At 50.1% G+C, this 22730-nt stretch carries 25 protein-coding genes; 6 read left to right on the top strand and 19 right to left on the bottom strand.

Going from position 1 to position 22730, the window contains the following annotated elements:
• Positions 1-13 precede the first annotated feature (13 nt).
• The 4 genes from ACZ50P_RS02435 to ACZ50P_RS02420 are packed head-to-tail and all read right to left on the bottom strand — an operon-like array spanning position 14 to position 3915.
• Entirely contained in the window at positions 14-1183 is a 1170-nt protein-coding gene (locus tag ACZ50P_RS02435) for a hypothetical protein (RefSeq protein WP_464133183.1), read from the bottom strand.
• Entirely contained in the window at positions 1161-1913 is a 753-nt protein-coding gene (locus ACZ50P_RS02430) for a class I SAM-dependent methyltransferase (RefSeq protein WP_464135162.1), read from the bottom strand. The genes ACZ50P_RS02435 and ACZ50P_RS02430 overlap by 23 nt, the downstream gene beginning before the upstream one ends.
• Complete coding sequence (locus tag ACZ50P_RS02425) at positions 1895-2962, bottom strand: prenyltransferase (RefSeq protein WP_464133180.1); 1068 nt, start codon at positions 2960-2962, stop codon at positions 1895-1897. Before ACZ50P_RS02425 ends, ACZ50P_RS02430 begins: the two co-directional genes overlap by 19 nt.
• Positions 2959-3915 (bottom strand): polyprenyl synthetase family protein, encoded by a 957-nt coding sequence (locus ACZ50P_RS02420; protein ID WP_464120008.1) that lies wholly within the window; start codon positions 3913-3915, stop codon positions 2959-2961. The genes ACZ50P_RS02425 and ACZ50P_RS02420 overlap by 4 nt, the downstream gene beginning before the upstream one ends.
• A gap of 92 nt (positions 3916-4007) precedes the next feature.
• On the opposite strand from ACZ50P_RS02420, the gene ACZ50P_RS02415 reads away from it, so the two are divergent.
• From ACZ50P_RS02415 to ACZ50P_RS02405, 3 genes are all read left to right on the top strand, one after another.
• Positions 4008-4436 (top strand): acyl-CoA thioesterase, encoded by a 429-nt coding sequence (locus ACZ50P_RS02415; protein ID WP_464120007.1) that lies wholly within the window; start codon positions 4008-4010, stop codon positions 4434-4436.
• A 9-nt stretch (positions 4437-4445) separates the two neighbouring features.
• Entirely contained in the window at positions 4446-4901 is a 456-nt protein-coding gene (locus ACZ50P_RS02410; RefSeq protein ID WP_464133179.1) for a YkgJ family cysteine cluster protein, read from the top strand.
• 152 nt (positions 4902-5053) lie between these two features.
• Complete coding sequence (locus tag ACZ50P_RS02405; protein WP_464133177.1) at positions 5054-5665, top strand: L,D-transpeptidase family protein; 612 nt, start codon at positions 5054-5056, stop codon at positions 5663-5665.
• Between the two features lie 16 nt (positions 5666-5681).
• On the opposite strand, the gene ACZ50P_RS02400 is transcribed toward ACZ50P_RS02405, so the two are convergent.
• Positions 5682-6341 (bottom strand): hypothetical protein, encoded by a 660-nt coding sequence (locus ACZ50P_RS02400; RefSeq protein WP_464133175.1) that lies wholly within the window; start codon positions 6339-6341, stop codon positions 5682-5684.
• A 153-nt stretch (positions 6342-6494) separates the two neighbouring features.
• Here ACZ50P_RS02400 and ACZ50P_RS02395 point away from each other — a divergent pair, with 153 nt between their 5' ends.
• Entirely contained in the window at positions 6495-8417 is a 1923-nt protein-coding gene (locus tag ACZ50P_RS02395; protein ID WP_464133172.1) for a hypothetical protein, read from the top strand.
• Between the two features lie 6 nt (positions 8418-8423).
• On the opposite strand, the gene ACZ50P_RS02390 is transcribed toward ACZ50P_RS02395, so the two are convergent.
• The 4 genes from ACZ50P_RS02390 to menA are packed head-to-tail and all read right to left on the bottom strand — an operon-like array spanning position 8424 to position 11753.
• A complete protein-coding gene (locus tag ACZ50P_RS02390) occupies positions 8424-8741 on the bottom strand; it encodes a (2Fe-2S) ferredoxin domain-containing protein (RefSeq protein ID WP_464120002.1) in 318 nt (105 codons plus the stop codon).
• Positions 8738-9901, bottom strand: coding sequence for an AMP-binding protein (locus ACZ50P_RS02385; RefSeq protein WP_464133171.1), 1164 nt, complete (start codon positions 9899-9901; stop codon positions 8738-8740). The genes ACZ50P_RS02390 and ACZ50P_RS02385 overlap by 4 nt, the downstream gene beginning before the upstream one ends.
• Positions 9877-10869: an o-succinylbenzoate synthase MenC gene (gene menC, locus ACZ50P_RS02380; protein WP_464133169.1), complete on the bottom strand. Its 993-nt coding sequence runs from the start codon at positions 10867-10869 to the stop codon at positions 9877-9879. The genes ACZ50P_RS02385 and menC overlap by 25 nt, the downstream gene beginning before the upstream one ends.
• On the bottom strand, positions 10866-11753 hold the full coding sequence (menA, locus tag ACZ50P_RS02375; RefSeq protein ID WP_464133167.1) for a 1,4-dihydroxy-2-naphthoate octaprenyltransferase: 888 nt from the start codon (positions 11751-11753) through the stop codon (positions 10866-10868). Before menA ends, menC begins: the two co-directional genes overlap by 4 nt.
• Positions 11754-11871: 118 nt before the next feature.
• Between menA and ACZ50P_RS02370 the strand changes: the two genes are divergently transcribed.
• Together ACZ50P_RS02370 and ACZ50P_RS02365 are read left to right on the top strand one after the other, a co-directional pair.
• Positions 11872-13095, top strand: coding sequence for a DNA recombination protein RmuC (locus tag ACZ50P_RS02370; protein WP_464133165.1), 1224 nt, complete (start codon positions 11872-11874; stop codon positions 13093-13095).
• A 91-nt stretch (positions 13096-13186) separates the two neighbouring features.
• Positions 13187-14137: a hypothetical protein gene (locus ACZ50P_RS02365; RefSeq protein WP_464133164.1), complete on the top strand. Its 951-nt coding sequence runs from the start codon at positions 13187-13189 to the stop codon at positions 14135-14137.
• Between the two features lie 50 nt (positions 14138-14187).
• Here ACZ50P_RS02365 and fliW read toward each other — a convergent pair whose 3' ends face one another.
• From fliW to flgA, 10 genes are all read right to left on the bottom strand, one after another.
• Positions 14188-14715 carry a flagellar assembly protein FliW gene (gene fliW, locus ACZ50P_RS02360; RefSeq protein ID WP_464119996.1) on the bottom strand — a complete coding sequence of 176 codons (528 nt, stop codon included), beginning with the start codon at positions 14713-14715 and terminating at the stop codon, positions 14188-14190.
• Positions 14716-14957: 242 nt separating this feature from the next.
• Positions 14958-15185: a carbon storage regulator CsrA gene (csrA, locus tag ACZ50P_RS02355; RefSeq protein WP_038451346.1), complete on the bottom strand. Its 228-nt coding sequence runs from the start codon at positions 15183-15185 to the stop codon at positions 14958-14960.
• Positions 15186-15245: 60 nt separating this feature from the next.
• A complete protein-coding gene (gene flgL, locus ACZ50P_RS02350) occupies positions 15246-16328 on the bottom strand; it encodes a flagellar hook-associated protein FlgL (protein WP_464133161.1) in 1083 nt (360 codons plus the stop codon).
• 88 nt (positions 16329-16416) lie between these two features.
• The gene (gene flgK, locus ACZ50P_RS02345) at positions 16417-17826 is read right to left on the bottom strand and encodes a flagellar hook-associated protein FlgK (protein ID WP_464119994.1); all 1410 of its coding nucleotides are present in this window, start codon (positions 17824-17826) and stop codon (positions 16417-16419) included.
• Between the two features lie 84 nt (positions 17827-17910).
• Positions 17911-18429 carry a flagellar protein FlgN gene (locus tag ACZ50P_RS02340; RefSeq protein ID WP_464119993.1) on the bottom strand — a complete coding sequence of 173 codons (519 nt, stop codon included), beginning with the start codon at positions 18427-18429 and terminating at the stop codon, positions 17911-17913.
• Positions 18430-18575: 146 nt separating this feature from the next.
• On the bottom strand, positions 18576-18905 hold the full coding sequence (gene flgM, locus ACZ50P_RS02335; RefSeq protein WP_464119992.1) for a flagellar biosynthesis anti-sigma factor FlgM: 330 nt from the start codon (positions 18903-18905) through the stop codon (positions 18576-18578).
• Positions 18906-18983: 78 nt separating this feature from the next.
• The gene (locus tag ACZ50P_RS02330) at positions 18984-19736 is read right to left on the bottom strand and encodes a rod-binding protein (RefSeq protein ID WP_464133160.1); all 753 of its coding nucleotides are present in this window, start codon (positions 19734-19736) and stop codon (positions 18984-18986) included.
• Between the two features lie 309 nt (positions 19737-20045).
• Positions 20046-21053, bottom strand: a complete 1008-nt coding sequence (locus ACZ50P_RS02325; protein WP_464133157.1) for a flagellar basal body P-ring protein FlgI — start codon at positions 21051-21053, stop codon at positions 20046-20048.
• Positions 21046-21801: a flagellar basal body L-ring protein FlgH gene (locus ACZ50P_RS02320; protein ID WP_464133156.1), complete on the bottom strand. Its 756-nt coding sequence runs from the start codon at positions 21799-21801 to the stop codon at positions 21046-21048. The genes ACZ50P_RS02325 and ACZ50P_RS02320 overlap by 8 nt, the downstream gene beginning before the upstream one ends.
• Positions 21798-22727: a flagellar basal body P-ring formation chaperone FlgA gene (flgA, locus tag ACZ50P_RS02315; protein ID WP_464119989.1), complete on the bottom strand. Its 930-nt coding sequence runs from the start codon at positions 22725-22727 to the stop codon at positions 21798-21800. The genes ACZ50P_RS02320 and flgA overlap by 4 nt, the downstream gene beginning before the upstream one ends.
• Between the last annotated feature and the right edge of the window lie 3 nt (positions 22728-22730).

Genomic DNA, 22730 nt, shown 5'->3' with positions numbered 1-22730 from the left:
CTTAAAGGCTTTTTTAGTGCCAGTCGTGAAGGAACATATTCAACTGTTCTTCTTCGGCCTTTAGTCGAGCCTGTATCGGTGCCGGAACTTGCCCCTCTGTCAGGGTTCCTAATCCCTGCAGATGATAGCGGATCTCGCTGTGTCTTTTGTGGACCTTTTCACGAGCCCAAACCATCACGGGGGCTGACAACAAACCCCAGGCTTTCCAGTTTGAGCCAAAATATTTCGCATCCTGCATTTCATCCACCGGAGCTTCGGCCCCGAAGTGACCCCAGATCATCTGCGCCATCCACTGTGTTGCCAAAATCAATGCAAACAGCAACACGAACTGTAAGCTCTTGTCCTGAAATGACGCCAGACCGGAAGTGAATCCCAAGCCCAGGAAAGTTCTGATTTCACCCGCCAGCAATAGGCCCACCACTGCCCCCAGCGCAGAAACACCCGCAAACTGCAGGGCCATACGGCGGCATTGCTGATTTAGGGATCGGCTTTGCCACCAGAAAAAGATCATGCGCCCCACACGCTCCCCAGCGACAAGCCCCAGGGCTCCGTTGAAAGCGATCGTGTTTGTCAGAAGCAGGCTCAACGCCAGCGCCAGGGACCAGAACTCAATCTGCACCACCAGACTTAAAGCAGCAGCCAGCACAAAGAAAGTCACCACCGTCGGGAAACGACCATCTGCCAGGAAGAAAGCCAAATCACTTTGCCCCAGAATTGTCTGAATCACACTGGAATTACGAAGCATGCTTTCGCCGCCCACCAGGAACAGCCCCACGGCACCCACGAACAACAAAACGTCGCGGGTTTTAGCGCCGACAAAAACTGTCAGGCACAAAAGACCGGCAACCCCTAACAGGAAGAAGCCGTTGAAGCTCATAAATAGTACACCCAGAATCAGAACCCACCACGCCCCCAGCGTGCTTAAGCACATGACCAGTGCACTGGGACGGGCCGGAAGAACTCGCAAATTCAAAAGCGCCAATCCCGAATACAGGGATCTTTGCGAAGAAACCTCCAGCATCACCACACTGAAGGCACGTACGAACATCGTGCCGAGCTTTGCTTCCAAACCCTTGTCCAAAAAACTTTTTTGCAGACCGGACAGCAGCTTTGCCAGAAGTTGCTGGGAATACACCATTCCGGCCAGCATCAGAACAAAACTACCCAACCACATAAGTATCATAGCGAACCACCTTTCCTTCATAGGAATGACGAACTCCCGGCAGCAGTTCTTCCGCCTGCATGGGGCGCTTCACCACCACTCTTTGCACAGGCCAGGTCAGGGCTTCTTGCAAAACCAGACTGGCATCTTCGTCATGTCCGACCAAATCCCTGAATACAACCATCTCTTGCTTGGGAAGAGCGGACTTCTTTTTGTGCGGATACATCGGATCAAAATAAATGGAGTCGATTTCAAGCAGGCCTTTGTTCTTTTTTAAAAACTCCAGCGCATCGCCAAAATGAAGCTGATAGGACTTCAGATAATCTTTTTTCGTGCGAGCAAAGGCCTCGGACAAAAGCGCATACAGCACCGGGGACCGCTCCACACCATTGACCGTGAACCCCAGTTGAGTCAGGAACACGCTGTCGATGCCCATCCCCACAGACAGATCCAGAATGCGTCGGGCCCCTTTTGCAACCCCAAGCGCCTTGGCGATCAGCTCATTCTTGCCGCGATGACCTTTGCGCTCATAATCCAGATGATTCTTATCAAAGTCGATTTCCAGCAGACGCTTTTCCAGATCGCGCACAAACACGCGGTCGCCTTCGAGACAGAAATGGAAAAAATAGTTTTCAGGATTTTCCGGATTGAGCGGCGCCTGCAAAAACGCCGCCCACTTTTGAGCTTTTTCAAGGCCGGCGTCATCGGCCCTGACACATATGCGAGAGCCGCCTAGCGGAGCAGATACCATAGACACTCAAAAACCCACATGCCGATGGCCAAGAGGAACAAATAAAAACCAGAGCGGAACACAGCTTTCATGTCGCTGCCAACAGGGCTGGAGATGTTCTTCAACTTATGGATAAATCCCACCGACGCAAACACCAGCACAACCGTCAAATACAAGCCCCAGTAGAATCCGGCGTACAACAGATGATAAGCCAGATTGAAGATCACAAACAAAACCCACCACGCCGCGATCAGTCTGCGGGCTTTATCAAACCCCAGCCAATTCACAGTGTTGGTGAACCCTGCCTGACTGCTGGGGAAGATGTTCATGAAGTTGCGCAAGTGAACCATGAACAGAATCAACCAGCCCCAAACACATCCCAGCCAGAAGCTTTCGATATCCGCAGGAACCCCCATGGACATCTGAAATCCCACTGTCAGCAAGGGCCCTAACATCACAAAGAGCGCCAGCTCCCCGCCGATACGATATTTGAAAGAATTCTGTTTTTTAAACTGCGCCCACAGTCCAATACCCAGACTGGCACCAATAATTCCGGCCAGTTCTGGAAAAGCAAAAATCAACGGGATCGCACACAAGATGGCCAAAACCAAGAAGACGGTGGACAGACTTTTTACCTGAGCCGCAGTCACCCATCCACTTTGAATGGCGCGGCTGCCGCTGCGCTCAAGCACGCGATCCACGCCCTTCATGTGGTCCATATAATCATTGCGCAAATTGACGGCAATAAAAGCCAGCAAGACCCCCACGGTGGCGATGATTGTCGTCACCGGGTCCTGCATGGTGTGATCATCCACGTTCTTGGTCATGATCAAAAGCAGCGGCAGGAAAATCAAAAGAAAGCTGCGAACTTTATAAATCTGTGCAATCGCCATCCACAAAGACGGCTTGGGGATTTCATTTAAGGACATCACTTTGAACGTCACCGTTTCAGCAGCCGAATTCACATTCAGCGTCTGTTGTGGCAGCGCCCGTTGAGTCTTTGAAAATGTTCCGAGCAGATAAGATTCAAACTCCGGGTTCTTTTTGGAAAGCGTGATCAGCTCACTCACGAAGGCTTCCTTCTCCAGTACAGGATCTCTGTCAACGGACGAAGCTGGTCGATCAGTTTTTCCTCGCCCGGCTTCAGGAAGGTTTTCAGACGCTCCAGATGATGATCGTACAGCTTGATCAGGCCCTTGTTGATTTCGTCAAATTCCAGAAGCTTCTGATCAAAGCGGGCTTTACCCCCCACGTTGGCATAGAATTGTTCCAGGTTTTTACTTTTGACGATTTGATCAATTTCATGACGAGTGGCCCCTTGGCACATGAATGCACCGAAAGAGTTCAGATAACCTGATTTCAGATCGCCCAGAATCGCTTTGCCTTCATCGTTGCGGATGTCATAGTCCAAAAGATCATCACTGCGCTGGAACAACTGCCCCAGTAAAGTTCCCATCTCAGACAGAATGTTGTGCAATTCTTCGTCGTAGCGCTCTTGCGCGATGAACGGAGCACGGATGCACCATTTGAACAGACTTGCGGTTTTCAGATTATGAATGCGATCCAGTTGTTCAATGGTCACAAAGAAGTCACCGACCACAGAGTCCTGCAGCCACTCCCCTTCCAAAAGATCCGAAATCACTTCGGCCGTGTACTGAACCAGCTTGATGTTCCCGTGACCGGACAGATTCACCATCACTCGCGCCAGCAGATAGTCGCCCGCCAGTACCGCGTATTCAGGAGTGTACTTTAGCCAGGCCGCCGTCTTTCCACGACGAAGATGAGAGCGGTCGATCAGATCATCATGCAACAGCGAAGCGTTGTGGATGAACTCGATTGTTTGAGACAACAAAAGCTCGGTTTTGGGTTCGATCCCCAAATTGGCCGCCATCATACGAATCAATTTTGCACGAAAGCCTTTGCCGCCGGAAAAGAGATCGTCATAAAGCTTGTTCAGCTTCGGCAGATAGGCCGGGAAATCCTTTGAATCATAGACTTTCAGATCAATGACGCTGCGTTGCAATTTTAACTCCTCAAGAGGGCGACTTGTCCCGCTAACTTCGCGATTTATCTGCTTGCTGTCAAGGGATCAAAGGCCGTAAAGTCCGAGACATTATGAATAAAGTCTTTCACACAAAGAAGACCATCACCTTCCGGGAAGCCGACCCCGCGGGGATCATGTTTTTCGGAAATATTTTTGGCCTGGCCCACGACGCTTTCGAGCAATTTATCATCGAGGCGGGCTACACATGGAATGAATGGTTTGGCAGCCGCGAGCTGATCATTCCCCTGCGCCATTCGGAGGCCAACTATCTGGCACCTTTCGTGCCGGGCGAAACCTATGACATTCACGTTTGTGTGGCGAGTTTTGGTGAGACTTCCTTTAAAATGAAATACGTCTTTAGCCGCAACGACAAAACAAACGCCGTCGTCACCATGGTCCATGCCGTGCTTGACGGAAAGACCAAACAAAAAACTGCATTGCCAACTTTGATGAAATCGCGCCTGGAGCCCTATTTGGAATCCACCGGTCAGGGTTGCTAAGGGAGCGTGATGGAAGATTTTAAATTTACCGGAAAAGAATGGTGGCGCGAAGGCGTTCGTTTTGAGTGCACAGGTTCAGGCAAGTGCTGCACCTCCCACGGCGAATATGGCTTCGTTTATCTGAGTCTGGAAGACCGCCAGCGTTTTGCCAAACACTTGAAAATGCGCACGGGTGACTTCACTCGTAAGTACTGCGAGATGACCGGTGGTATCTGGCATCTGAAAGAGGATCCCAAAAATCCGGATTGTATGTTCTTAAAAGGCAAAGGTTGCAGCGTCTATGAAGCGCGCCCCACCCAGTGCCGTACCTGGCCGTTCTGGCCCGAGGTGATGAACGCCAAGTCCTGGGCTAAGGATGTCAAAGCCTTCTGCCCTGGCGTGGGTAAGGGTCCGGTGATCCCGGCTGAAAAAATCGAGCAGCAGATCCGCGAACAGATCGAAAGTGAAAAAGGCTGGGGCAAATAAGCCCCCTTTTTTGCCCATTTTTGTCCCTTTGAATACTGTCTTGTCAGAGCGCACTGTCGACTCCTTTGACAATGCTGAATTACCTTCCTTCTCCACTAGATTCCGCACTTGCAATTCTCGGGGGCCGACAAAATATGGTACAAGGATGCCATATGAAAAAAATCATCTTCCCCCTATTGGCAGCAAGTCTTCTTTCCGTACAAGCTTTTGCGGGCAACCCAAAGGATCGCTCCTACAAATTCTGCGATGACATCACCCGCATCGACAAACTTCTGGATCGCAGTCGCGAATCTGTGGAGCGCATCAAGCGCGAAGGTTTAAACGTCGAACGCATCGTCGTTTCCAAAGACCGCCGCCAGCTTTATCTGGTTTCCGGAGAAACTTTGCTAAGAACTTACACCGTGGCTTTTGGCTGGAACTTCATCGGTCACAAACAATTCGAAGGTGACGGAAAAACTCCGGAAGGAATCTACACCATCGACTACAAGAATGCGCAAAGTGCTTTCACCAAATCCTTGCACGTGGACTATCCAAATAAAGACGACATCGCGTATGCAAAATCCCAGGGTCGCTCCCCGGGCGGCGATATCATGATTCACGGCTTGCCGTCGAATCCGGCAAAATACGAGCGCATCAGCAAAATCCATCCACTGGATTGGACACTGGGATGCGTGGCTGTGACCAACGCGGAAATCGAAGAGATCTTTGCCTTAACCAAAGAAAGAACTCTGGTTGAAATCTGCAAAGTCAGCCCAACGAAATAAGCCCCCAAGATTTGCCCTAGGGGCGACGCAGCAGATACTTTCGTTCCACACCCTGAAGGCAGGATAACTTGCCTTCATCGGTGAAAACCTTCTCACAGATTCTAACTTCATCAGCGACAATAAACTTATTGCGCAAAATCGCCAGGCACTGGATCTTTTCGTCATCAGAAAAACGGTCCGCGCAGAATCCCACCGCATCCACTGTGAAGAGTTCGGCGGCGGTGAGCTCTCTTAAACAACGGCGCTTGTCTTCATCAGTGAAGAATGACTGACACAATCGTGAAGCCGCCTGCAGTCCTGGAGTCGGATCCACCTTCAGACGGGTTCGATAAGGAAAAGGTCTGTTGATCCCAGCCAGACAGCGCGCCTTTTCATCATCAAAGGTCAGGGATTCGCAGACCTGCACTTCTTCAACACGGATATGGCTGTTTTGAATACCGCGTAAACAGCGAACTCGATCTTCATCGAAACTTTGCTGCATGCAAATCGGAAGGGCTTCTTTGGTAAACCAGTTTGCGGAACTTTCGATTCGCACACAGGCTGGGATCACTGTGTCGTCCTCAATCTGCGTGCAAAACTGCAAGGCAGCCATCAAGCCCGGCACGGGATCGGGGACGGGAATGGCCTGAGCAGACACCGAACTCATCACAACAAAAATCAACAACAAGTGTTTCATATTAAGACCCTCCATTTCACTATTCCGCTGAATGTGAGCAGACTCAAGACATGCTCGGTCAAAATGATGCAAAGACCTTACATTCGAACAAGAACACTGCTGATTCTCAGTTTGACGCTTAAGGGGTCCTAAGAGCCTGTCGAAAAGTACAGCATGACGTACGTAACTGGTAAAAAACTCACCGCTTTTTTGTTTACATGCTTGATCCTGGTCGGATGTAAAGAGCCCGAGATGGAGATGTCTCCGCTGGGGAAAAAGCTTCCGGCGCCCGCGCTGAAAGGGACCAACCCTTTCCAGCAGGAATTTGAAATTCAAAACTATGCACGCCTCCAAGGAAGCTGCGACACACGGGTCAGCACCGTGCTTGTCAGTTTTGACAAGAAGGCGTGGCACCAGGCTCCGACCACGCCTGATCTAACGAACACCTCTCTGCCCGTGGGGCAAACCAATGACACGGATTGCGCTGATGGCAGTTTTGATATTTATCTGACGAAGAATGATCTGCTCAACCTTTGGGGTATCAGCACGTCGGATGATGTGAACGCGATCTATATCAAAGGTCTTTCCGTGATTGGCGATACGGAAACCCTGACCCTGCTGGATATGAGTCCCGGCAACGGCGGCGGCGCTGGCGGAGGAAGCTCTGTCGCGACAACCTTGAATTTGGAAAAAAACTGGCCCCGCGGATATGCGGGAGCAAATCAATGTGGTTCTTTCTTCGTTTATATTAGCAATGCTTCCGGATACCGAGTCGCTCATAGCGCCGACGTTACTTTCAAAATCAGTCAAAGTGCTTCAGGCAACACTGCTAGCGCCATCACAGCTTATTCCAACTGGGGAGATTGTCACAGCAGCATTAATCCGAGCGACACGTTCAAGATCCCCGCAGGATCCGATTATGCCGAAGTGATTTACCGCTTCCCCAATACGCCCATTGATGGTTTGTTGGCCTTCACACTGTCGAACCTGTCAGCTTTGACCGCCAACCCCGTTGCGACCAATGTGATTCTGCGCAGTTCAGAGTATTCCTCCACCCAACGCTGGCTGTCCCTGGAACAAACTGTCCCGCAACTTTATAAAAATGTCTGCTATCCACTACGAATCCGCTCGCAGATGTACAACAACAGTCCTGCCAACGATCAATTTGGCGGCACTCTCAATCTCAGTGCCACGGATGCGCGGCTGAAGTTCTATTCCGACGAATTCTGTATGAATCAAGCCACCGAATATAGCTTCACCAGCTATGATCCGGTTCTTAAGGCTTATATGAAGTTTGTCCCCAGCGGGGCTGACACACAAAGTTTTGTCGCCTTCCAATTTACAGCGGCGGGATCACCGGGCAACTCTCTGACTTATGATGCCCAACCTTGGGATCTTCGGGCGGATCTCAGTGACAAAAATACGGTGACCCGACTTGAGTTCCAAGGTCCGCGTAATATCGTTAATGGTGATTGCAACGTGTACCAAGTTCTTACAACGAATGCCCATGGCTCGTTACTGCCAATGACGGGTGCCTTGAATGTCAGCCTGGCAACACAGGAATCCGGCCTGGGTCAGTTTTACTCTGATGAGGGCTGCTCCTCGCCGATCTCCTCCACCACCATCGCAAAAAATAAAAGCAGCGCCACCGTGTACTTCCGCCCCATGGCATCCAGTGCCGGAACATATCATTTCAATATCACGGCTTCCGGCCTGACCTCGGCCACGCCTCTTGTGGACATTCATTCCATTGCCCGTCAGTTTAAAATTGCGCCCATGGATCTGACGGCCGGGAACTGCAAGCCTATCTCTGTGGGGCTCATTGATGGAGCGGGAATCTTCAAGACAGCCCCCAGCACGATCACAACGGCTTTGCAGGTGTATCTGACGCCCGGTGGGGTGGCACCGCTTTATGCTGATCCGAACTGCATGACCCCGATGAGCGGCGGCAGCTCGACACCACTGACAATCACTGAAGGTGAAAGTATCGGGACCGTCTACATACAGACTTTGGGTCTTGCCGGAACTTCCTTCACGATTTATGTCAACAGCACAGCCGGTTACATGGGGGCCGACTTCAGTGAGATCTTCAAGTAAGCTGCACTAGTCGATTTTTTCGTGCAGGTATTTCAGGATCTTTTCGCGGTCCTTTTCCGGATGGATCGCGAAAGTTTCTGTGTCCCCATCGGTGCCGGCATAGGTGATGGCTTGAGTGTCATCAATACAAACATCCAAACAGCTTGAAGTCACCACGCGGATCTTGGAAGAATCACCGGATTCTTTAAATTTCTTTTTCAGGAACATTTTCAGATTTTCGGCGCTATTGCCCTCTTCTTCCAAAAGTTTGGGACTGATGGACTTATGGCATTTCGTGCAGATCAGCACAATACCCTTGGACCACGGATTCTTTTCGTGTTTCATAGTTTTCTCCTCAACTCCGCCCACAGGATTTTACCCAACTCACTGCGCGGAATCTCTGACATATAGTAAATCTTACGAGCTTTTTCGAACGGAAGCACTTTTTCCGCATACAACTGAAGGACTTTTTGCGTATCTGCTTCAGACAAAAGACTGACGGCGTGAATCTCGGCCCCCAGCCTGTCAGAAGGCATGTCCAGCAATGTCACCTTCACCGGCCAGTCCGGATTTAAATGCAAAGCACACGATTCCAGCACAGTACGCAGGCGAGCCACGTTGGTGCCCTCGCCACCGATCTTGATATAGTCTTTGCTGCGGCCCTCAATTTTCAGTGCGCCCTCAACAACCTCACCACGATCCTCCGTAGTGAACCAGCCATCTTCTTTTTTGGGATTCCAATGACGGGGGCCTTCAGGGGTGTTCTGAGCATAAAGACTGAACAAAGATTCCGCCCACACTTCCAGATATCCTTCAGCGTTCTTGCGAGCTTTCGCATGGGGCAACAATCCCACCACCGGGAACTCGTGCCCACTGAGTGATTCCAACGATGCCGTGGCAATCTGCGAGGCAGTCTCGCTCATCCCATAACTGGGAAGCACCGGCCAACCCAAGGCGCGCGCTTTTTTATAAAGATCCAACTCAAAGGCACCGCCTCCGACGACAATGGCCCTCATATGGGACGGAGCACGATAACCCTGCGCCACCAGGTCATAAACTTGCGTCGGCACCAGAGCCGAAAGAGTGCATTTTTCATTGAGGAGTGTTTGATAGAAGTGATGCACATCCCAGCGGTTTTCTTTCAGGGCAGCCACCACTTTCGCCCCGCTGAGAGCCGCACGAATTTCAATCCCCAGCCCCCCCACATGAAAATGCGGAAGCACCTGAGTCCAGACGTCCTGTTCAGTACTTTGCAGATGGGCATTCACAGCCTTGGCAGAAGCCATCAGGGCCTTTTTAGAAAGCGCCACCAGTTTGGTGGCAGAAATTGAATGAGCCGTCGAACCCGAGGTCGCAATCCACACATGACCCTGCAGATTCAAAAGATCCTGCGTGTCTTGGGCCAATTTATACAAAGCCTGATAGTCCGCCTCGGGCCAGCGTGGGTTGAGCAGAATTTCGTTGTCGGAAGAATAAAGGTCTAAGGTCTTTGAACGGGTTGCCACGGCAAAGCCTCCAACAAAGCATCAAAGCCGACACCGACTCCTTTGGTCTTTAGTATATACGGTCCTTGAGTTCCTATCTCGGCCGAGAAAGAGTCCATCTGAAACAGTCGATGGGTCAGGCAGCCTGCCTCTAGCACCATATCACCGTGCTGTTTCTTGAGGTCCATCGCAACACCCAGGGCATGAATCACCCCAACGGGATGATCCATATAACTGGTCACCGTCAGTTTGAGATTCCACTTCTGACAGTATCCCACGGCTTTATCCACGTCTGTCTTCGCGGGCTTAACCACGATCACATCAAAAGGCGCCGACGGAATTTTTCCCCACGGAACCTTATCATATTGATTGTCCAAGGCGATCTTACACAGCTTGCGCGCCTCATTCCAGGCATGGAAATCAAACGGAAATGGATCTTCCACATAGTCGATCAAAGCACGCACTGAGGGGGAAAGTCCCGTCATGAACTTTTCAAAAATCTGCCAGCTTCCCAGCGCATTGAAATCCAGTCGGATGCGCAGGCCTGCCGCCGCCAGGTGAGTCAAAGCCACCGCCTCTTGCTGAAGATCCTGCCCCATTTTGACTTTTACGGTGGTGAAGCCTTCTTTTTTAAGTTCATCCAGAAAACCCGGCTTTAAATCCTGATAGTTCGAAAGCAAAAAGTTATTACGGATCTTTTCACCCACATCAAACACGTTCTTGCGCTGTTTTCTTAAGACCGCATCCCGACGAGCCAGCCAGATGCTTTGCTCGATTTGCGTGGTCATACGCCCTAAACGCAGATCCTCCAGTTGCTCCGCCAAAGACAGATCACCCAGTTCAGGCCAGGGGTGCAAATCCGCATAGCCCACATGTCCGTCATTCCATTCCACCCGCAGCAAAGCCCCTTGCCGTGCTGTGGGCTTGGAGGCCGCATTCAGGACGGTCATGGGCTTTAGAAAATAAGGGTGAAAGAAGATTTTAATCAAAAGGCAAATCCTAACGCGATAAGAAGACCAAACACCAAGTGCAATCCCGCCGCCTGCCCCAAGAACTTGTTATAGGCCGGACTGGGCTCTGTGTTGAAAATATTCTTGGTGATTTTGACAGCCAAAGGAATCGCCAGCAAAGAAACGATCGCGGCAATTTTGTATCCTTCAAACCACCAGTAAAGATTCAAAACAAACGGCAGGAAGCTCAAGGCGGCAATCTCCCAGCGGGAAAATTTCACTCCAAAGCGCACGGCCAAAGTTTTTTTGTTCACCAGACGATCCCCGGTGTGATCGCGCAGATTGTTGATCGCAATCAACACAGTGGCATGCAAACCAATCTGCAAACCTAAGACAAACGCCTCGACCATCCATTCCCCTGTGTTCAGGAAGACGATTCCCATCACCGCCAGCAGGCCGAAGAAAATAATCACAAACAAGTCCCCCAACCCCAGATAAGCCAAAGGGAACGGGCCTGCAGTATAAGAGTACCCCATCAAGACAGAAGCAATCCCGATTGCCACAATCACCCAGCCGCCTTTCAGAACCAGCGGAATCCCACACAGCACCGCCAGTAGGAAACACAAGGACCCCAAAAGCATCACTTGATTAGCCGAAAGAATCCCGGCTTGCGTGATACGCTGAGGGCCGATGCGCTTTTCCGTATCCGCGCCCTTTTTAAAATCCACGGCATCGTTCACCAAATTAGTTCCGATCTGAATCAGGAAGGACGCCATCAGTGCGTAAAACAAAACCCACCCATCCCAGGAAAGGCCGATCGCCTTGACCAGCGCCGTCCCCGCCACACAGGGCACCAGGGCAGCAGTCAAAGTTTTTGGACGAAAAGCGAGAAGAATACTTTTAATTTGGCCAGCAGAGGTCATTTTGCATCGCATTGTTAAGAGTTAAAATCCAGTCTCTTTGTATCAGATTCTTTTCGCGTGACCAAAAGAATTTCTAAGGGCACAAAGGGGATGAATTCGATGATCTCAAGGGGGTTTTATGAGCGTATGGACAGCACTGGCATTTGTGGCGGGAGCCTTGATTTCCGGACTGTTGGTTTATTTTAAACTCAAAGCTCAAAACACCGCAGACCTGGCCCAGATGCAGGCGGATCTTTTGGCCGCGCAGATGAAAAATGACCTTCTGTCACAAAGCCTGAAGGAACAAAAAGCCCTGATGACGGAAACGAAAAAACAACAAGACGAACTGGCACAAAGAATGAACACCCAGTTTGAGGTCATGGCGCAAAAGATCTTTGAAGAAAAATCTGCCAAGTTCACCGACCAGAACCACAAAAATATTGCCTCTGTTCTGGAACCCCTGAAAGAGCGCATTAAAGACTTCGAGAAAAAAGTGGAAGAAACTTACTCGACTGAACGTTCCGAGCGTGGGGTTCTGCGTGGCGAGCTGACCAAACTGATGGAACTCAACAAAGTCATGTCCGCTGAAACTCAAAACCTGACTAAAGCGCTCAAGGGTGAAGTGAAAACCCAAGGCAACTGGGGCGAGCTGATTCTGGAAAACATTCTGGAGCGTTCAGGCCTGCGCAAGGGCGAAGAGTACATCATTCAAGGCACGGACATGGATCTGCGTGGCGAAGATGGTCAAATCTTACGTCCGGATGTGATCGTCAATTTGCCGGATGAAAAACATCTGATTGTGGATTCTAAAATGACCCTGATCGCCTATGAGCAATACTCTTCGGCGGAAACTCCGGAAGAACAGGAACGTCTGGGCAAGCTGCACATTGATTCGTTGAAAAAGCATATCGACGGTCTTTCTGACAAAAAATACCACGCAGCTGACAAGTTGATCTCCCCAGACTTTGTGATTTTGTTCATGCCACTGGAACCTGCGTTCGCATTGGCCTTTAAACTGAAGCCAGACCTTTTCCAATACGCTTGGGAAAAGAACGTGGCCATCGTCAGCCCAACTACTTTACTAGCCACACTGCGCACCGTGGCGGCTTTGTGGAAACAAGATCGTCAGGAAAAAAATGCGCTTGAGATCGCCAAACGTGGCGGACTTCTATACGACAAGTTCGCAGGCCTGCTGAAAGACCTTCAGCACCTGGGGAACAAGCTGGAAGACGCGCAGAAAGCGCATGAAGAAGTGATCAAAAAGGTCTCTGAAGGTCGCGGCAATCTGATCGACCAGGTCGAGGATCTGAAACGTCTGGGTGCGAAGACTGAGAAGTCCCTGCCGCAGTTGGAGCAAGCTTAGTTTCTGCATTTTGGCATCTTGTGAGTGAACACAAGATGCCCATCAAATTTGAATCTCTCCCCTTGAAAAATTAGTCTAATCAAGGGGCCTCATGACTGGAAATAGCTTTTTTCTTCTCGCCCTGGTTGTCATCATCGGCGCTTCGCTGTGGATGGTTCGCTCGTACAAGGGAATTCAGAATACCCAAACACAGCTTGTTGAACGCGTGGAACAAATCCAGCAGCGCCGCCCCGCCAGCGCGCCTGTGGTTGTAACAGCAGCCCCGGACAACAAGGCTGTTGCCGCCACCAAGGCCCGGCTGCGCAGCGAGGCTTTAAATCTGCAACAACAACTCACGGAAGAAAACCGCAAGTTGGAACAACAAAGACAAGCCTTGGAAAGTCTGCAGGCCCGACAGCAAGAAAATGCACAGGCCCCCACCCCCGACAGCTATGCCAATGAACTGCGTGAAAGCAATTTACAACTGCAAGACTTCATGATGGAGCTCAACAGTTATGATCGACTCAGTCAGGATATCAATCGTCGGGCAGACGAAATTCTGAAGGCACAAAACAGTCAGATGCAAGCGATCCGCGATCAGCTGGATGATAATATCCGAATACAACAACAAGCCATCCAACAGACCAGGGAACAACTCAATTACTGGCAAACCAACTTCAACGACATCACCGCCCGACAGAATGAACTAAGCGTTTTGAATGATTTGCTGTCACAACAAGAACAGCAGCTGGTACTGATGCAAAATGAAAAGCTCCTGCTGTCGGCGCAAGCGCTGGAAGCCCCCGGCCAAGTTCAAGCCGACCGCGAACAGGCCTTGGCCGAAATCAACAGCAATCGCCAGGATCTGCAGAATGAAATTATGGGAATGCGATCCCAGATTCAAAATCTGCAAGAAGATATCTATCAGTCCACAATCTCGGAAACATCCCTGCGTCAGCAGATCCTGCAAACACAGCGGGCCTATGAACAACAGCAACAGCAGGTGCGAAAACTGGAATCCTCTTTGCTGGAAAAGAACGCCGAACTCAATGCTTTGGAATAAAAAAAGGAGCCTTGCGGGCTCCTTCGTCGTTTTTTTTGATTCTTCTGAAATTAAAGTTCAGCGTCGCGAATCACAGTCAGCTTCGTCGCAACGTCGATGCCTGTGGATTGATTCTTGATCGCCACAGCCGGGTTCTGAACCACACGCTGTTGCAGCTTCGTGAAGATCGGCTCACGAATCGCCAGGTTGTTGTCCTGAAGAACACACTGACGAGCAGTGCGCGCTTCAATGTTCACCACAACGGGTGCCTTCAAGTTCGCCGTCATTTGTGTAGGATCGTCAGGGATTGTCACGATAGAGAAGTAACGAGCTTTGTCTTGAGACGTCAGCTTCAAAGCTTCCATGTCACCTTTAGTGAGGTTGGCTTTGTATTGAGGAGCAAACAGCTCAGGCTCAAGCACGGGGAAGGCAATGGCGGGCGCTTCGCAGCTTTGCAACCAAGCGAAGATCTCGTCATTTGGATCATCAAGAAGAACGAATTTGCGCAAATCAGCGAAGCCCAAAAGGCCTTCGGTGAAAGTCAGAACATCTTCTTGTTTCAGCTCAATCTGGCCGAATCTTGATGTCGAAATGATCATTCAACCCCTCCAAACAGGTACACAGATTCACCCTTATTTTAGACACACCAAGGCACTAAGACGGTGAATACACCTATAAATCTGGACCTAAATCTAGGGAGACTCAATTAAAATCTAGAGAGGATGACTGACCGCTTCAGGCGCAACCCCTTTGCCAGAAAGGATTTGGGAGGGATTTCAAAAACGAAAAAAGGCCTGACAATCAAATGCAGGCCTTTTTATGCACAAGTTCAAAGAAACACTTATGGTTTCAATAGCTTAGCAATATTTCGCGTCTTATCAGCGTCTGTTGTGGCAGACTGCTGATTCTGATCTTGGATCGCAACGTAAACTTCTTCACGGTGGATTTTGGTATCTTTGGGCGCTTCGATGCCTAGGCGGACCTGTTTACCTTTAATTTGAACTACTCTGATTTTGATGTGGTCATCGATAGCGATGCTTTCACCCAACTTCCGTGTGAGAACCAGCATGACAACTCCTTTTGCTGCAGTCGTTATCGGTAGTTTTAAGCGGAACTGTAGGTATTATTTTTATCTTAGAAAGTCAAGAAGGCTTGGCTGAATAAGCTTTCCAGACGTTTCGAGGGTCGCTTTGAGCGTGCTATCGGTCTTATTGATGTCGGAAATAACCTGGAAGGCATCCGCATCTTCAAGCTGGGAAGCCGTAATTTTATTGTCCACCACAGCCTTTTGCAGGGAATCCATGGTGTTATTCACCGCCATAATTCTGGACCCAACTTCAGATCGGGCCAAAACCACCTGGGAAATAGCCTGATCAAGGGTGTCCAGGGCTTCCTGGATGCCCTCTTTGTCGTTGGTGCGCATGGAAATCTCAAGATTCTTCAGGGTCGAGAACAGGTTCACCCCGCTCGACCCCGTCACCGGATCTTGCTTATCCAAGCGGCTGGAACGACGCTCCGAGGCAGGACCGCGAGTTTCCAAGTAGTTGGAGTCGATCTGCTCATTGCGCTCTTGACGCTGAATCTCCTTATTTTGGAAGTCTTTTAAGGACTCAACATCCGTCGGAGTCTCATACTGCGCCCGAACGATCCCGTCCCCGCCCAAGCCCCGACCCAGGAACACTTTACTGCCCGGAAGGTTCATCGCCACAAAAGCGTCCTTCTGGGTCTGAATCTTCATGTCCGAGTCGTTGCCGAAGTATTCGCCGCTTTGATTAAACGGCGTCGTCTGAGTTTTCTGCCCACCAAAGATATATCTTTCACCGAGCTTGCGGTTGCCGATCTGGATGGACTGATTGTAAATCTGTTCAATCTCAGAAGCCGTCACCATACGGCTTTCTTCGTTTCCGCTGGCATCATTGGCCTGACTGACCGCCAGCTCTTTGGCGCGCACCAGAATGTCAGTCAACTCACTCAGGGACTGATCCGAGAACTCCAGGAAGCTTTTGGCGTTATTAATATTCTTAATAAACTGAGAATTTCCACGTTCTTCAGTTCGAGCCGTCAGAACACGCGCTGATGCCAATGGATCGTCAGATGGCTTGTTGATACGTTTTTGAGTCGCAGCCTGATTTTGCAAATCAGCCATGTCCGACCTGTTTTTGGTCAGATTCTGGTTCACCTGATTGAAAGCCATTTTATCTGCGATTCTCATCTATTCCTTCTCTGCTTCAGCTTACGCGGCTGCCGCCGCTACAGCTCTGCCCGCTAGAGCGGAGCTTCAACTCTGCCCGCTAGGGCGGCTACATCCGTTTTAGATTCAACACTGTATCAAACATTTCATCGGCGGTTTTGATCAAACGCGCGGATGCATCGTAAGTTTTCTGGAACTCGATCATTTTCGTGGTCTCTTCATCCAGACTCACACCGCTGATACTTTCGCGGATGTTTGTCAGTTGAGACATCACATTCTTTTGCGACTCCTGTGACTTCACCGCACGCTGGGCAATCGCACCGATCTGACCCACTTGCGTGTTGTAGTAATCATCCAAGGTCGCTGTACCACCATCCATCACCTGGCGATACTGCAGGGACGAAATCACGTTGGCCACGGTGTTGTCACCCGGAGCCCCCGCTTGAGCCGCCGTGGCGATACGACCCACGTCATTAAAAACGGTTTTGTTAACAGCGATCTGAGACGCCGCCCCCTTGACGGCATCGGGCATCTCAAAGAACAAAACCCCATTACGGCCGGTTTTGTCATAACCTTCGATATGGGCCGTATTCACCTCTTTTGCCAAAGTGTAGGCCATATTGTCGACGTGACTTAAAAGATCCTCAATGACACGGTCACGAACATCCAGAGCCCCCCCGATACGACCGCCCGAGATCTGCTCGGTTATGTTGGCAGAGGTGCTGCCGCTTCCCATGAAGAAGACTTCGACACGGTCACGAGCATCTGTCTGCTGGGCCTTCAGTTCTGAAGAACCGATTCCGGAAACCAGAATCGCCGTGCGACCCGCCGTCACGGTCACCATACCATCTTTACCCTCTGCCCAGGAAATATCGATCTTTTCACCCATTTTTTTAAGCAAAAGATCACGACGGTCACGCTCGTCGTTGGCAGGAGTGTTTTGAACTTCAATCATCTGAATCTTTTCATTCAGAGAGGCAATTTCCTTGGAAAGCTGATTGATCTCTTCAACAGTCGTTTTTACCTGACCGTCCAGATCTTCTTGCACGGCTTTCAACTGTCCCACCACGCGACCGAAATCTTTGGTCAACGCCACCGACGTTTCACGCACCATGGTACGTGACGCCAAACTTTCTGGATTATTGGAAAGCTCACGGAAGGAATTGAAGAAATCCGTCATGTACTGATTCAGACCCTTGTTGGTCTGTTCGTTGTACACCTGTTCTACACGGCTCAGGGCTTCCGCGCGGGAATCCTGAAAGCCCATGTTCATGCCTTCTTTTTGGATTTGTTTTTCAAGCCAAGGATTGTTCACACGGGTCACAACACCCGCACGGGCCCCCATACCGATCTGAAGATTGCCTTCCGTGATAGGCATGTTCGTCTGAAGCTCCACTCTTTGGCGAGAGAAGCCTTCAGTCGATTTATTGGCGATATTATGACCGACCGTCTGCAACGCTGTCTGAGAGTTCATCAGAGAGCGTTTACCCGTATCCATCATAGCCGAGATTTTAGACATCCTATCCTCATCTCCGGTGGGTTCCGTTTACTGCTTCAGCCTGCGGAGCTCCGCCCCTTCGGCTCTGCCCGGTCAAGCCGGGCCTCAGGCTTCTTTGCTAACGAAGTTGCCTGCGACTTGAGGGCCTTGTTTTACCTGGCCCTTGCCTCCGTAAGTCTTCTTACCGGAAAGCGTGTCTTTGATATTATTCAAAGCGCCGTTCAATGTATTCAGAGCGGACTTTGTGTATTCTTCGTTTTCTTTGTTAATTTCGGTGATTCGTTTGATCAGAATATCCAGCGCCGCGTGCTGCGTGCGCAGACGATCTGCCGCTGGAGTGCCCGCCAGTTTTTGCGCCAGCTCCAACAAACGCGGATTCTCCGCATCAGCACCCACGATTGTCGCCAGCTCCATCGCATAGCGAGAGCGCAAAGAATCTTGCGCACGAAGCTTGAACAGCAGCTCTTCTTTAAGTTTGTTGCTTTCATCCAAAGCTTCACGGTCCGCTTTCAAAAGAATTTCTTTTTCTTTGCGAACGATATCCAACAGGGAACGGTAGATTTTTGTAAGTTCTTCGAGATTTGCTTCCAGCTTGTGAAACGCTCTTTCTACTGTTGCGTCCATCTTTATCATCCTTCCGCCTTTGCTGAAGCTTTGGCGGACAGGTCCGCGGGCTTACTTGGGGCGGGATTGAAATCGTTTTACTTCAGCTTCCTTGCTGTCGCTGCCGCGTCCGTCTTCACGGCGCGGACTTGTTCGGTGTCAGCCGATTAGAACTCCAAATGTTCGTCGACCATTTTGTCGGCGATGGCTTTGGCGTCAACTTTGTATTTTCCTTCGTCGATCAAAGCGCGGAATTTAGCAACTTTGGCTTCGTCAACATCAGGGGCAGACATAGCAAGTTCTTTGATGCGTTTTGCTTCCTGAGCACGAGGAGACAACTCCACGCGTGAGGATTCACCAAGATTGGAAGACGTCAAAGCATCCGCTTTTGTCAAACCTGCATCCGGCGCTTTATTCTTGATACCATCCGCTCTGTCAGATCTGGAAGAATCTGTAAGATTCAAATTTTGACCGACTTTGTTGTGCGTGATCTTCATCGAGAACTCCTCTGTCAGAGTGTAGAAACACACTCTTTTATTCTTTTTATAGTATCACAATGGGACAGTTACACCAAATCATTCTGAGACAGTTTCTGGTCCAGGTTCGATGGTCCAGTAAAGGGATTTGGCCTCTGGACTTAAAAAGCCAAGCGTGTCGCCAGCTTGCAACTTTTCCCCTGTCGAAACTTTAGACAGTCCACCCTTAAAAACAAGCTGACTTTTAAGACCATTGTCGTGTTCGATTTCCACCATGGTCTGATCATCTGCCAAACTTCGCTTCCCCAGCAAAACCCCGTCCCATGGGGCTTTGACTGCTGCTTCAGCTTGCGCGCCTGTCGACACTCCAGCATTGCCGGCTGCCGCCGTGTCAGACGAAGGTCCAGCGTTGGGTGACACATCAAATTTGTAGGACACGGCTTGTTTTTTTCCGGGATGCTGAAACGGCTTTGCCGTGTAATTGCTTTTTTCGTCCATCGCCAGTGGGCCGACAGGTTTGGTGACAGGAGCTTTGATTCCCATCATCACACCAAACTTATTCATCAGCTGATCGTAGATCATATTGGAAAGACCAATGCCGCCACGCTCGCCCCACTTTTCGACATACTGATCATCCAGCTGTTCGCGGAAGATTTTTTCAGCCTGGTTGGATTGAATGAAGCCACCCTCTTTGACGGTGGAGCGCATCGCCTTCATCATCTCGCGAAGGAAATGTTTCTCGTACATATCAGAAACTTCGCGCAGCTTCTGCTCGGGCGGCTTTTGTTCCGGCCGCCCCATCATACGATTTCCCATTGGTTTGAAGCCGCCGGAGGATCCCACATCGCTCATTGCGAGACTCCTACATCAAAAAAGAAAAAGGTACGGATGTACCTTTTTTGAAAGAGAAAAAAAGGGGAGTTAGAGTCGGAGAATCATGTGCATCCTGCACTCGATTCTGAGAGTGTAGCTTCGGCTCGTGTTGATCACTCCGTGATCTCTGCTGACCTATTGCTCCTGTTTCCTGCGAGAAACTTTTGACTCTTGACCTTCCATGGTTCGCGATCTCTTTCTCACCCTCCCCGCGTTTCAAACACGTCCATGTGTCTGAAACTATAACTTTGATTGTATTAAATGCTGTGTCATTCTGAAACAGAAATCTCATAAAACTTCGAGTTCCCCGTGCAAAGCTCCAGCTGACTTTATGGACTGAAGTATTGTAATCAGGTCCTTCGGCGAGACTCCCAGTTTGTTTAGTGCTTGCACCAGTTCTCCGACGCTGACACCGCTGTCGAGAACCGCCACTTTTTCTTCAGATCCTTTTTTACCTTCGCCCACTTTTACAGAAAGCGCACCGTGTGAGATTGCAACCCTGGAGATTTTCACTTTGTCTCCAATCACGATCGTGCCGGTTTTTTCATTCACCACCACACGCGCTTTCATGTCCGGATTGATCTCGATGGATTCAATGGTCGCCAACAGTTCCACGCCCCGATTTTCATAGGCAAATGGAGTGATGATGTCGATCGTTCCAGAGTCCTTGGCCGAAGCGTAGTGACCGCCCAGTTCTTTGTTAATCGTAAGTACGGAACGCGCAGCCGTGGTGAAATCCGGATTAATCAGTGTCAGACGATACATTTTTCTGGAAGAAAAATCCGCCGTCATGTCACGCTCAATGATCGCCCCGTTGGGCACACGCCCAGCGGTCAGATGCTGGTCTTTGCCGTCACCACCGATGATAATGCTTCCCTGAGCCACTGCATACACCTGTTCATTCGCAGCGCGCAGCGGAGTTTGCAACAGTGTGCCCCCCTGCAATGACGAGGCATCCCCGATCGCACTGACTGTGATATCAATCGGATTACCCGCTTTGCCAAATGCCGGCATCGTCGCCGTCACAATGACAGCTGCCACGTTTTTACTGGAGAAATCCACATTATCCAGTTTCATGCCCAGCTTATCCAGCATGCGCACCATGCTCTTGCTCATAAATTCATTTTTGCCGTCACCAGTGCCCTTCAGGCCCACAACGATCCCGTAACCAATAAGTTGATTCTCGCGCACCCCACGGATACTGGCGATATCCTTCAGGCGAGCGGCATTAGCCGACTCAATCAAAGTCATAAAGAACAAGGCCGACAGCAAAAAGAAGTTGATGATTTTATTCATTGCTCTTCGTCTTTCTTAAGCTGACCACGTCGTACTGTGGATCAAGCAGTTTTTCTGAATTGATTCCGGCATCGTTAAAGTCTTCTGGACGAATCAGACCCGTCACAATCACCTTGTATTCACGTTTGCCGATCATGAACGGCTGCTGTCCCTTGATGCGATAGTTGCCATCCGCCATCTTTTCCACAATACGGGTTGGTATGTTCTGCACATCCGCCAGGCCCTCATCTTTTTCGTCAGCCTTTGGTGCTTCCGCTTTTTTAGCTTCGGAAGCCGGTGCCCGGGAAGCATCCCCTGCATTTTGCGCCAAAGAGTTGCTCAATTCCTGCTGTTGCTGCTGTTGTTGTTCTTCCAACTGCTTCAACAACTTTTTAATCACTGACACTTTGGTTTCAACCTGCTTGCGGGCCGGTCCATCCAAAGTCACATTCAGTAAATCACCCTCTTTGCGCATTTTGTTTTGTGCAAAAAGATAGGCTCCCTGACCTTCCATCACCCACGTGGAACCGGCATTGGCCCCCAGTTCGGATTCTTCTTCCATACGGTTGCGGGTCATACGCTTGTACTGTCGGTCTGTGGGCACACCCATGTTCTGATTGTCAGAAAAACGTGGCGCCGTATTGATGTCTTTCAAAGCCGGAGCCTCTTTCGGTCCGTCCAAAGACGTCAAAAAATCCTGCATCGTCGCACAACCTGTTGCGAACACGGACATAACCAAAACTGAGAAGAGAGAAACCATCTTCATCATTGCAACTTCACCACACCTTTTTCAGTCACGAGACCGGAGAGTACTTTTTGTGTTTCCAGATTTTTTACTTTAATGATGTCTCCGACAAAGCCACTGTCCTCCGCCATCATATTCACGGAGATCTCGAAACTGTCGTCGCCAAGCAAAGCTTTAACGACTTGTCCCTTCTTAGCTGCCGGTTCACGTTTGAGATCAGAAGCCCATACAGTGCTTCCAACGGGAAGAGAGCGAGCTGCCAACTGACCCTGGATATCCTCCATGCGCAAACTGCCATCCTTGGCAAAGGTCACGTCCGTCATGGACATGCGCAGGTCTTCGGCCTGAACCCTCTCTCCTTGTAAGATCAAGCGAGTGGTCACGGGGGTTAATCGGGAAACACGAATTGTTCCAGAGATCCATTTAATTTGTCGCTGATCCCCGTCGCGCAACGGCAAAAGGAACCCACCCTTTGCTGAAAGCTGAGTATAATCCAGATCCCACAGCTTTGATGCCGGGCGTGGCGTACTTTGCACGCTGACCTGATACTCACAATCCTGACAACGGGCTTTGAGCACATTGTGAATCTTTCTTTCAATTTCCTGTTTGGAAACTGGTGTGCTGGCAAAACTCACCTTCACTTGGGAAGGAACTTTGAACTGCGGATTCATGCGGCGCAGGCTTTCCTGGCTGTTCAAAGCCGCTCGCATCTTGCCCAGAATCTCGCTGGATTCCAGATGCTGACTCAACAGCAAGTCACGTGCGTCTTCACGCAAAACCACCGCATCCAGGGCCGCCAGCAATTCCTCGCTGCCACCTTCAACAACGGCGATATCGCCCAGGCGCAGAAGTTCTCTTTGCGAAATCTCCACGCTGGCCGGAATAGAGATCTCAGGCCTTGCAAAAGCCTGAGCGCTCAAAAGAAATAGAAACACAAAGTACTTAATCATCAA

The sequence above is a fragment of the Bdellovibrio sp. CKG001 genome, from assembly GCF_055397465.1.
This window is presented reverse-complemented; position numbering and strand designations above follow the sequence as displayed.

What these genes read in the sequence shown, in the direction of transcription:
- ACZ50P_RS02435 (WP_464133183.1), bottom strand. Translation starts at nt 1,183, where the DNA reads ATGATACTTATGTGGTTGGGTAGTTTTGTTCTGATGCTGGCCGGAATG.
- ACZ50P_RS02430 (WP_464135162.1), bottom strand. Translation starts at nt 1,913, where the DNA reads ATGGTATCTGCTCCGCTAGGCGGCTCTCGCATATGTGTCAGGGCCGAT.
- ACZ50P_RS02415 (WP_464120007.1), top strand. Translation starts at nt 4,008, where the DNA reads ATGAATAAAGTCTTTCACACAAAGAAGACCATCACCTTCCGGGAAGCC.
- ACZ50P_RS02410 (WP_464133179.1), top strand. Translation starts at nt 4,446, where the DNA reads ATGGAAGATTTTAAATTTACCGGAAAAGAATGGTGGCGCGAAGGCGTT.
- ACZ50P_RS02405 (WP_464133177.1), top strand. Translation starts at nt 5,054, where the DNA reads ATGAAAAAAATCATCTTCCCCCTATTGGCAGCAAGTCTTCTTTCCGTA.
- ACZ50P_RS02400 (WP_464133175.1), bottom strand. Translation starts at nt 6,341, where the DNA reads ATGAAACACTTGTTGTTGATTTTTGTTGTGATGAGTTCGGTGTCTGCT.
- ACZ50P_RS02395 (WP_464133172.1), top strand. Translation starts at nt 6,495, where the DNA reads ATGACGTACGTAACTGGTAAAAAACTCACCGCTTTTTTGTTTACATGC.
- ACZ50P_RS02390 (WP_464120002.1), bottom strand. Translation starts at nt 8,741, where the DNA reads ATGAAACACGAAAAGAATCCGTGGTCCAAGGGTATTGTGCTGATCTGC.
- menA (WP_464133167.1), bottom strand. Translation starts at nt 11,753, where the DNA reads ATGACCTCTGCTGGCCAAATTAAAAGTATTCTTCTCGCTTTTCGTCCA.
- ACZ50P_RS02370 (WP_464133165.1), top strand. Translation starts at nt 11,872, where the DNA reads ATGAGCGTATGGACAGCACTGGCATTTGTGGCGGGAGCCTTGATTTCC.
- ACZ50P_RS02365 (WP_464133164.1), top strand. Translation starts at nt 13,187, where the DNA reads ATGACTGGAAATAGCTTTTTTCTTCTCGCCCTGGTTGTCATCATCGGC.
- fliW (WP_464119996.1), bottom strand. Translation starts at nt 14,715, where the DNA reads ATGATCATTTCGACATCAAGATTCGGCCAGATTGAGCTGAAACAAGAA.
- csrA (WP_038451346.1), bottom strand. Translation starts at nt 15,185, where the DNA reads ATGCTGGTTCTCACACGGAAGTTGGGTGAAAGCATCGCTATCGATGAC.
- flgL (WP_464133161.1), bottom strand. Translation starts at nt 16,328, where the DNA reads ATGAGAATCGCAGATAAAATGGCTTTCAATCAGGTGAACCAGAATCTG.
- flgK (WP_464119994.1), bottom strand. Translation starts at nt 17,826, where the DNA reads ATGTCTAAAATCTCGGCTATGATGGATACGGGTAAACGCTCTCTGATG.
- ACZ50P_RS02340 (WP_464119993.1), bottom strand. Translation starts at nt 18,429, where the DNA reads ATGGACGCAACAGTAGAAAGAGCGTTTCACAAGCTGGAAGCAAATCTC.
- flgM (WP_464119992.1), bottom strand. Translation starts at nt 18,905, where the DNA reads ATGAAGATCACGCACAACAAAGTCGGTCAAAATTTGAATCTTACAGAT.
- ACZ50P_RS02330 (WP_464133160.1), bottom strand. Translation starts at nt 19,736, where the DNA reads ATGAGCGATGTGGGATCCTCCGGCGGCTTCAAACCAATGGGAAATCGT.
- ACZ50P_RS02325 (WP_464133157.1), bottom strand. Translation starts at nt 21,053, where the DNA reads ATGAATAAAATCATCAACTTCTTTTTGCTGTCGGCCTTGTTCTTTATG.
- ACZ50P_RS02320 (WP_464133156.1), bottom strand. Translation starts at nt 21,801, where the DNA reads ATGATGAAGATGGTTTCTCTCTTCTCAGTTTTGGTTATGTCCGTGTTC.
- flgA (WP_464119989.1), bottom strand. Translation starts at nt 22,727, where the DNA reads ATGATTAAGTACTTTGTGTTTCTATTTCTTTTGAGCGCTCAGGCTTTT.